The following is an 8194-nucleotide window of genomic DNA, read 5'->3' as shown; positions in this document are numbered from 1 at the left end:
CACAAAAAATTCGGCTGCACCCGGCCAAAAGTGTGGTAGCCCTTCGGGCAGGCCATACGGAGATGACACAAGCAAGAAGCCCGGGTTGGGGTGTGACCTCACCAGGCCCTGTGCTCCGCGCTGCGCGCGTCGAGCGGAGTTGCGCGTCGAAGCGGCGTTGCGTTGCGTGGGGTGGTGCGTGTGGGTTAGGCGAGGCCCTCGAAGGTGGCGCTTGGGTCTTGGTTGGCGCCGTTGGGTTCTATCAGTAGTTGTAGGCGTACTGGGCCTTCCGGTACGGCGAAGGCCAAGGTCAGCTTCGTGTCCGCGCCGGGGGCCAGTTCGGTGATCGCTGCCGACAGGCCGTTGAGGCCTTGCACCGTGTCCAGGACCTCGGGGACCGGGTCGCCGCCTACCGTCGCCCGGACGGCCAGTTGTCCCGTGCGGTAGGTGGTGGCGGTGCCGTTGACCAGGGTGACCACGAAGACCGCTGTGCGCGGGGACTTCGGGAACGACGTGTCGCTGGGCTTGAGCGACTTCGGCGGGGAGACCGTGATGGACAGGCCGTTGCCCCAGACCCGTTGCGCGCCGAAGGCGGTGAAGGTCGAGGCGGGGGGTGCCGGTGCTGTGCTCGCGGAGGTCGGCTCGGGGACGGCGTCGGCCAGACCGGAAGGGTCCGCGCATCCCGCCAAGGCCCCCGCCAGGCACAGGCCGACGGCCAGTCTGGCGAATCTCACGAACCTCCCCTTCCCGCCCCGGCGGTGGGCTTCCAACGACTCCCACCACCATGACGGGGTGCGGCGGCGCTCGGGGGCTGAACGGGGGCTTGAAGCGGACCTGGTGCCGGCCTGTGGCCAAGCCGTGATGACGCGCGGCCGCCCGCGTGGGCAGCGCCACAGTCTCGCGGCGCCACCCACGCGGACCGCGGCGGCGGTCGTGCTCCGGGCGCGGGGCCCGGGAGTTGATGAGCGCGTCGGGGGGCGTGCGCGCTCACTGGAATGATCGCCGCCGTTCGGCCGTCCGCTACACCTCTACTTCAGTCTTCACTCGTTCGGATGAACGTGAGAGTTCTGCGAGTTCCGCCAACAGCTCGTAGGAGCGCACCCGGTCGGACTGCTCGGCGACCATCGTCGTGACCATCAGCTCGTCGGCCGCGGTGTCGGCGAGCAGTTGCCCCAACTGCTCCGCGACCTGCGTCGGATCGCCGATGACCTGCGTGGACAGCCGGTCCTCCACGATCAGCCGGTCCAGGTCGGTGTACGGGTAGGCGGCGGCCTCGGCGTTGCCGGCCAGCGGTTGCGGGCGGCCCGAGCGCAGGTGCAGGAACGCCAGCGCGCCGGGACCCGCGATGTACCGCGCGTGCTCCGCCGAATCGGCGACGACGACCGACGCGCACACCATCGCGTACGGCTCGGCGAGCACCTGCGACGGCCGGAACCGCTCGCGGTAGAGCGCCAGCGCGGGCAGCGTGTTCTCGGCGCTGAAGTGGTGGGCGAACGCGAACGGCAGCCCGAGCACGCCCGCCACCTGCGCGCTGTAGCCGCTGGACCCGAGCAGCCACACGTTCGGCTTGTTGCCCTCCGCGGGCACCGCCTTGAGGTCCTCGGTGCCGTCGAAGTAGCCGATCAGCTCGCTGAGCTGCTGCGGGAAGTCGTCCACCGACAGCGGCCCGCTGGTGCGCCGCAACGCCCGCGCGGTCTTCTGGTCGGTGCCCGGCGCGCGGCCGATGCCGAGGTCGATCCGGTCGGGGTGCAGCGCCCCCAGCGTGCCGAACTGCTCGGCCACCACCAGCGGCGGGTGGTTGGGCAGCATCACGCCGCCGGAGCCGACCCGCAGCGTGGTGGTGGCGTCGGCGACGTGGCCGATGAGGATCGTGGGCGAGGAGCTGGCGATGCCGGGCATGTTGTGGTGCTCGGCCAGCCAGAACCGGTGGTAGCCGAGGGCTTCGACGCGCTGCGCCAGCTCACGGGTGTGGCGCAGCGCCGTGCGCGCGTCCGTCGCCGTCGTGACCGGGGCGAGGTCGAGCACGGACAGCGGGATGTCACGAAGTCGGCTCATACCGGCACCAACGCCGGTTCCCCCGGATGCCTTCCGGCTGTGACCCGACTGACTCGTCCGTCACACCGGGGAAGCGGCGCCGGCGGCCGGGCGTTGCCCGGGACGTGGACGTGGTCGTCATCGGAGCTGGTCAGGCCGGGTTGTCGGCGGCCTACTTCCTCCAGCGGGCCGGGCTGGAGCACGTCGTGCTGGACGCCGGCGAAGGGCCCGGCGGCGCCTGGCGACACCGGTGGGACTCGCTGCGGATGGCGACCGTGCACGGCATCCACGACCTGCCCGGCATGCCGTTCGCCGAACCCGACCCGACCGCGCCCGCCAACGTGGTCCTGCCCGCCTACTTCGCCGACTTCGAGCGCCGCAACGGCATCGACGTCCGCCGCCCGGTGCACGTCCACGCCGTCCGCGACGAGAACGGGCTCCTCAGGGTCGAGACCGATGAAGGCGCCTGGCTGACGAAAGCGCTGGTCAACGCCACCGGCACCTGGACGCGCCCGTTCTGGCCGCGCTACCCCGGCCAGGAGACCTTCCAGGGCCGCCAACTGCACTCCTCCCAGTACCGGGGACCGGAGGAGTTCGCGGGCGAGCACGTCATCGTCGTCGGTGGCGGCACCAGCGCGGTCCAGCAGCTCCTGGAGATCGCCACCACCGCCGCCACCACCACCTGGGCCACCCGGCGCGAACCGGTCTTCCGCGACGAACCGTTCACCCCCGAGGTCGGTCGGGCCGCCGTCGCGCTGGTCGAGGAGCGGGTCCGGGCGGGGTTGCCGCCGCGCAGCGTCGTCAGCGTCACCGGGCTCAGCCTCACCCCGCGGGTCCGCGCCGCCCTCGCCGACGGCACCCTCGACCGGCAGCCGATGTTCGCCCGCGTCACCGAGCACGGCGTGGTCCGGCCCGACGGCGCCGAACAGCGCGCGGACGTCATCCTCTGGGCCACCGGCTTCCGCGCCGCCCTCGACCACCTCGCCCCGCTCGGCCTGCGCGGACCCGGCGGCGGCATCAGGCTCGACGGCACCCGGGTCGTGGCCGACCCGCGCGTCCACCTGGTCGGCTACGGCCCGTCGGCCAGCACGGTCGGCGCCACGCGGGCCGGACGGGCCGCCGCCAAGGAGCTCCAGGGCCTGCTCACGCGGGAGCCGGCCGCCTGAACACCTTGCGCGCCAGCACCTTGCGCGCCACCGCCGCCTGCAACCGCAGCACGTCCCACCGCCCGACCCCGCGCGTGCCCAGGTAGTCCCACGCGGCGGAGGCGTCGAAGAACCACGGGAACAGCGAGGCCGGGTCGTTGAACCCCTCCCACACCCGCTCGCCGATCACCGGGTCCCGGGACGCCGCCAGCAGCACCGCCCGCTGGTACGACGTCAGCGGCGCGAGCATCCCGTCGCTGAACGCGTTGGTGTACCGCCCGGTCTCCCACCACTCGTCGAAGCGCGCCCGCAGCCACCGCGCCGTGCCGTCGTAGGCGTCCAGCCGTTCGGCGAAGAACCGGGCCATCCGGGTCGCGTTGTTCGCGCCCTGCCCGGCCAGCGGGTCGTTGAGCACCACGGCGTCGCCCATCCCGAGGACGTGCCGACCCGACGGCAGCACGGCGACCGGGTCCCGCACCACCGGCACCACGGCCCCCTTGAGCCACGCCGAGGTCGGCGCGACCCCGGCCAGGAACCCCGACCGCGCCGGGAAGAACTCGCCCACCAGCGACCGGAGCAGTTCCAGCCCCTCGGCCGCCGACGCCACCTCGCGGAACCGGTCCGCGCGCCCGCCCGGCACCGCCTCCACGACGATCGACCGCGACTCGCCGGCGTCCTTGTCCCAGAACGGGACCCAGAACACCTCCACGGTCCCCGGCACGAACGAGAACACGATGTCCCGGTGCTCGGGGTACGCGTCCAGGTCGTAGCCGTGCACGTTCACCATGAACAGCCGCCGCTGCGCCGTCGTGTGCGTGCTGCGCGCGTCGTCCCGCGCGAACAAGCCCTGGAACGCCTTGTGCCCGACCGTCACCACGACCAGGTCGTGCGAGGCCGCCAACGAGTCCAGGTCGCCCTTCGAGACCGCCCCGGTCACCACCCGCACCCCGCGCCGCGCCAACTCGCGCAACCCGAAGGCGAACTTCAACCGCTGGTCCACGGCCAGCGCCGGCGCGCGCAGCGGCGCGTCGACCGAGAACAGCACCGACCCGCCGTCCTCGTGCAGGTCCAGGTGGATGCGGTGGGCGCGCGGCGCCTCCGGCCAGAAGTCCAGGCCCAGCTCGGCCTCGTAGGCCACCTGGTCGCCGAACAGGCACGCGGTGGGCCGCCCGGGGGTCTCCAGGTAGTCGTCGGCGGACAGGTCCGAGCACAGGGTCACCCGCCACCCGGCGCGCACCAGCGCCGCCGACAGCACGACCCCGGCTTGTCCGGCCCCGACGACCGCGATTGACCGCATCGGGTGATCCTTTCGAGGGGTCCCGCGCGCTGCCAATCCGACGAACGGGTCGTCTAACCTCGACCTCGTGCTTCGGGGGGTGCGCGTCGTCGTCGGACTGCTGCTCGGGTTCGCGACCGGGATCGGCGGTCTGCTGGTGGTGGTGTTCGCGCGCCCGGTGGCGACCCGGTACGCCGACCTGGAGCGGTGGCGCGTCCGGCGGTTCCTGGACGTGGACAGCGCCGCGCCCACCCGGCCGCAGGCGGTGAAGTACCTGGCCGTGCGCGCCCCGGTCGGGTTGTTCGGCGGGTTCGTGCTGGCGTGGCTGTTCTACGGGGTCGTGCTCGGGGTGATTGCCGCCGTGCGGATCGTGCGCGACGGGCTCGACGGCATCGCGTGGCAGGACGACGTGGTCGCCACGCTGTGGACGGCGTTGATCGGCGGTGTCCTGCTCTACATCGAGGTCCAGGGCATCCGCGGGGTCGTGGCGCTGGAACGCGGCGTGGCGCGGCGCTACCTCGGGCCCAGCGAGGCCGAGCTGCTCCGCCGGCGCGTCGAGGAGCTGTCGCTGAGCCGGGCGGGCATCGTCGCGGCGGTGGACGCCGAGCGGCGGCGGATCGAGCGCGACCTGCACGACGGCGTCCAGCAACGGCTCGTGGCGCTGGGCATGCTGCTGGGCCGAGCCCGCCGGAACCCCGACCACGCCGGCGACCTGCTGCGCCAGGCCCACGAGGAGTCCCGGCACGTCCTGGAGGACCTGCGGGAGGTCGCGTGGCGGGTGTACCCGGCCGCGCTGGACTCGTTGGGGCTGGCCGAGGCGCTGGAGGCGGTGGCCGACCGGTCGTCCATCCCGGTCCGGATCCACTGTGGACGGTTCCGGGTCGCGCCGGAGGTGGAGACGGCCGTGTACTTCGTGGTGTCGGAGGCGGTGACGAACGCGGTCAAGCACTCGGGTGCGACGATGATCCGCGTGGACATCGGCGCGGACAGCCGCGTGGACGGCACCGACGACGGGCGCGCCGTGCGGGTGCGGGTGCGGGTCGAGGACGACGGCGGCGGGGGAGCGGACCCGGCGGGCGGCGGCCTCGCGGGGCTGTCCCGGCGGGTGCTCGCGCTGGACGGGACGTTCGCCGTGCACAGCCCGGCGGGCGGCCCGACCGTGATCACCGCGGAGGTCCCGTGCGGGTGATCCTGGCCGAGGACTCGACGCTGCTGCGCGAGGGTCTGGCCCGGCTGCTGGCGGAGGAGGGCCACGAGGTCGTGGCCTCGGTCGGTGACGCGGAAGCGCTGCTCAAGGCCGTCGCCGCGTTCCGGCCGGACGTGGTGGTGACCGACGTGCGGATGCCGCCGACGCACACCGACGAGGGGCTGAAGGCGGCGTTGGAGATCCGGCGGTCGCTGCCGGACGTGGCCGTGCTGGTGCTGTCGCAGTACGTCGAGCAGCGCTACGCCGCCGACCTGCTCGGGGAGCACGCCGGCGGCGTCGGCTACCTGCTCAAGGACCGGGTCATGCAGGTGGAGGAGTTCCTCGACGCGCTGCGCCGGGTGGGCGCGGGCGGCGCGGCGTTCGACCCGGAGGTGGTGCGCCGCCTGCTCGCGCGCACCGAGCACCCGTTGGACGTGCTCACCGAGCGGGAGCGGGAGGTGCTGGCGCGGATGGCCGAGGGGCACACGAACAACGCGATCGCGGCGAAGCTGCACGTCTCGCGCAGCGCCGTGGAGAAGCACGCGAACTCGATCTTCGACAAGCTGCGGTTGTCCGATGTGGACGGGTACAACCGGCGGGTCCTGGCGATCCTGCGCTACCTGCGGTCCTGAACCTTCTTGCGGTTGACCAACCGGGAGACCACGAACCACGCGATCGCGAGCACCACCACGCCGATCACGACCTTGGACGCGACGCCCAGGTACCGCTCCACCAGGTGCCAGTTCTCGCCCAGCGCGTACCCGGCGAGGATCAGGGCGGTGTTCCAGATCGCGCTGCCCGCGGCGGTGAAGGCGATGAAGGTGGGCAGCGGCATGCGTTCCACCCCGGCGGGGATGGAGATCAGGCTGCGGAAGATGGGGACCATCCGCCCGAAGAACACCGTGGCGCGGCCGTGCCGCTGGAACCAGTCCTCGGTCTTGTCCACGTCGGAGACCTTGACCAGCGGCATCTTCTCGGCGATCCGGCGGACCCGGTCCCGCCCGAGCAGCGCGCCGACGTAGTAGAGCACCAGCGCGCCCGCGACCGAGCCGGCCGTCGTCCACAGGATCGCGGCGATCAGGCTCATGCCGCCCCGCGACGCGGTGAAACCGGCCAGCGGCAGGAACACCTCGCTGGGCAGCGGCGGGAACAGGTTCTCCAGCGCGATCGCGATCCCGGCGCCGGGCGCGCCGAAGGCTTCCATCAGGTCGGTGACCCACTTGACATCCATGATCCTCACGCTAGGGACGCGCGGGGGCCCGGGCCATGAAGCGGACCGCACATCAGGGGTGTGGAAAACCTCAGTCCTTCAGGGAACTCGGACCCCTGCGGGGAACTCGGTCTTGGTTCGTCCGGGTGGAGAATCCCGGACCGGTTCGCCCTGGTGGACGTCAGTGCTCCGCGTGCGCGGCCAACCCCCTGGCGTACTGGGAGATCACCAGCCGCAACACCCGCCGGTAGAACCACCCGGTGCCGGGCACCTTGGGGTGGAACGACGAGTGCCAGCGGATGCGGGTGCCCTCCCCCTCGGACTCCAGGTCGATGAACGCCCGGTAGTCCCGGATGGCCAGGCCGGACAGCAAGACGTAGCTGACCCTGCGGTTCGGCGTGAGTTCGACCACCTCCTCCCGGGTGGGGTTCCTCCTGCCGCGGTTGTGAAACACCCGCACTTCGCCGACGCCGTGCGCGTCACCCGGCCGCTCGCGCTCGTAGCGCAGGACGGGGGACCAGTCCGGCCAGGTGGAGCTGTCCGCGGCGAAGCGGTACACGCGGGCCGGCGGAGCGGCGCTGTGCACGGTGACGTCCACTCGTTGTACCATGTGGTACATGTACCATCTGGTACATGGGTGAACAAGAGGCCAAGACCCGGCTGCTCGACCAGGTCGTCGACCACCTGGCCCGACACGGCCTGGGCGACCTCAGTCTGCGCCAAATCGCCGCCGCTGTGAACACCAGCCACCGGATGCTCATCTACCACTTCGGGTCCAAGGAGGGACTGCTGGTCGAGGTGGTCCGGGCGGTGGAGGCCAACCAGCGGGCCCTGTTGTCCACCCTGGAGGCGTCCGACCACGTGGAGCTGGCCAGGCAGTTCTGGCGGGCGTTGACCGATCCGGCGTTGCGGGCCCACGAGCGGCTGTTCTTCGAGCTGTACGGGCAGGCGGCCCAGGGGCGGCGCGGGACCACGGCGTTGATGGACGGGATCGTGGAGTCGTGGGTCGAGCCGATCGCCCGGATGGAGGAGGTGCGGGGGTATCCGGCGGAGCAGGCCCACACACGGGCGCGGCTCGGTCTGGCGGTCGTCCGCGGACTGCTGCTCGACCTCGTGGCGACCGACGACGTGGAGGCGGTGACTGCCGCCATGGACATGTTCATCGACTTCATGGCTGACTGAGGGTTGGGAGCTTTGAGGGTGCGCTTCGCGCGTTCAAGATCGAAAGCGAGAGCGAGAGCGAGAGCTAGAGCGAAAGCGAAGAGCGAGGAGCGAAGAGCTAAAAGCGGCGCTCGCCGCGCGGCAGGCCCCCGGGGGGTGGAAGGGCGTCGGTTCGTTCCCCGTACGGCCTGCCGGAGGCAACC

At 72.1% G+C, this 8194-nt stretch carries 9 protein-coding genes; 4 read left to right on the top strand and 5 right to left on the bottom strand.

Annotated elements, in window-relative coordinates:
* Positions 1-185: 185 nt before the first annotated feature.
* On the bottom strand, positions 186-713 hold the full coding sequence (locus tag AB0A74_RS41950; protein WP_358258719.1) for a hypothetical protein: 528 nt from the start codon (positions 711-713) through the stop codon (positions 186-188).
* Between the two features lie 286 nt (positions 714-999).
* Entirely contained in the window at positions 1000-2034 is a 1035-nt protein-coding gene (locus AB0A74_RS41945; RefSeq protein ID WP_358258717.1) for an LLM class flavin-dependent oxidoreductase, read from the bottom strand.
* 110 nt (positions 2035-2144) lie between these two features.
* Here AB0A74_RS41945 and AB0A74_RS41940 point away from each other — a divergent pair, with 110 nt between their 5' ends.
* Complete coding sequence (locus AB0A74_RS41940) at positions 2145-3179, top strand: FAD-dependent oxidoreductase (RefSeq protein ID WP_358258715.1); 1035 nt, start codon at positions 2145-2147, stop codon at positions 3177-3179.
* Here the strand turns inward: AB0A74_RS41940 and AB0A74_RS41935 are convergent.
* Positions 3157-4455, bottom strand: a complete 1299-nt coding sequence (locus AB0A74_RS41935) for a styrene monooxygenase/indole monooxygenase family protein (RefSeq protein ID WP_358258713.1) — start codon at positions 4453-4455, stop codon at positions 3157-3159. The two genes, AB0A74_RS41940 and AB0A74_RS41935, sit on opposite strands and share 23 nt — an antisense overlap.
* A gap of 67 nt (positions 4456-4522) precedes the next feature.
* Between AB0A74_RS41935 and AB0A74_RS41930 the strand changes: the two genes are divergently transcribed.
* Together AB0A74_RS41930 and AB0A74_RS41925 are read left to right on the top strand one after the other, a co-directional pair.
* A complete protein-coding gene (locus tag AB0A74_RS41930) occupies positions 4523-5623 on the top strand; it encodes a histidine kinase (RefSeq protein WP_358258711.1) in 1101 nt (366 codons plus the stop codon).
* Positions 5614-6252 (top strand): response regulator transcription factor, encoded by a 639-nt coding sequence (locus AB0A74_RS41925; protein ID WP_358258709.1) that lies wholly within the window; start codon positions 5614-5616, stop codon positions 6250-6252. Before AB0A74_RS41930 ends, AB0A74_RS41925 begins: the two co-directional genes overlap by 10 nt.
* On the opposite strand, the gene AB0A74_RS41920 is transcribed toward AB0A74_RS41925, so the two are convergent.
* Together AB0A74_RS41920 and AB0A74_RS41915 are read right to left on the bottom strand one after the other, a co-directional pair.
* Positions 6237-6851 (bottom strand): DedA family protein, encoded by a 615-nt coding sequence (locus tag AB0A74_RS41920; RefSeq protein WP_358258708.1) that lies wholly within the window; start codon positions 6849-6851, stop codon positions 6237-6239. The two genes, AB0A74_RS41925 and AB0A74_RS41920, sit on opposite strands and share 16 nt — an antisense overlap.
* Before the next feature lie 160 nt (positions 6852-7011).
* Complete coding sequence (locus AB0A74_RS41915; RefSeq protein WP_358258706.1) at positions 7012-7449, bottom strand: SRPBCC family protein; 438 nt, start codon at positions 7447-7449, stop codon at positions 7012-7014.
* A gap of 14 nt (positions 7450-7463) precedes the next feature.
* On the opposite strand from AB0A74_RS41915, the gene AB0A74_RS41910 reads away from it, so the two are divergent.
* Positions 7464-8012 carry a TetR/AcrR family transcriptional regulator gene (locus AB0A74_RS41910; protein ID WP_358258704.1) on the top strand — a complete coding sequence of 183 codons (549 nt, stop codon included), beginning with the start codon at positions 7464-7466 and terminating at the stop codon, positions 8010-8012.
* Positions 8013-8194: the final 182 nt, after the last annotated feature.

Source organism: Saccharothrix sp. NPDC042600 (assembly GCF_040647305.1).
GTDB lineage: Bacteria > Actinomycetota > Actinomycetes > Mycobacteriales > Pseudonocardiaceae > Actinosynnema > Actinosynnema mutabilis.
This window is presented reverse-complemented; position numbering and strand designations above follow the sequence as displayed.

What these genes read in the sequence shown, in the direction of transcription:
- AB0A74_RS41945 (WP_358258717.1), bottom strand. Translation starts at nt 2,034, where the DNA reads ATGAGCCGACTTCGTGACATCCCGCTGTCCGTGCTCGACCTCGCCCCG.
- AB0A74_RS41920 (WP_358258708.1), bottom strand. Translation starts at nt 6,851, where the DNA reads ATGGATGTCAAGTGGGTCACCGACCTGATGGAAGCCTTCGGCGCGCCC.
- AB0A74_RS41935 (WP_358258713.1), bottom strand. Translation starts at nt 4,455, where the DNA reads ATGCGGTCAATCGCGGTCGTCGGGGCCGGACAAGCCGGGGTCGTGCTG.
- AB0A74_RS41915 (WP_358258706.1), bottom strand. Translation starts at nt 7,449, where the DNA reads ATGTACCACATGGTACAACGAGTGGACGTCACCGTGCACAGCGCCGCT.
- AB0A74_RS41910 (WP_358258704.1), top strand. Translation starts at nt 7,464, where the DNA reads ATGGGTGAACAAGAGGCCAAGACCCGGCTGCTCGACCAGGTCGTCGAC.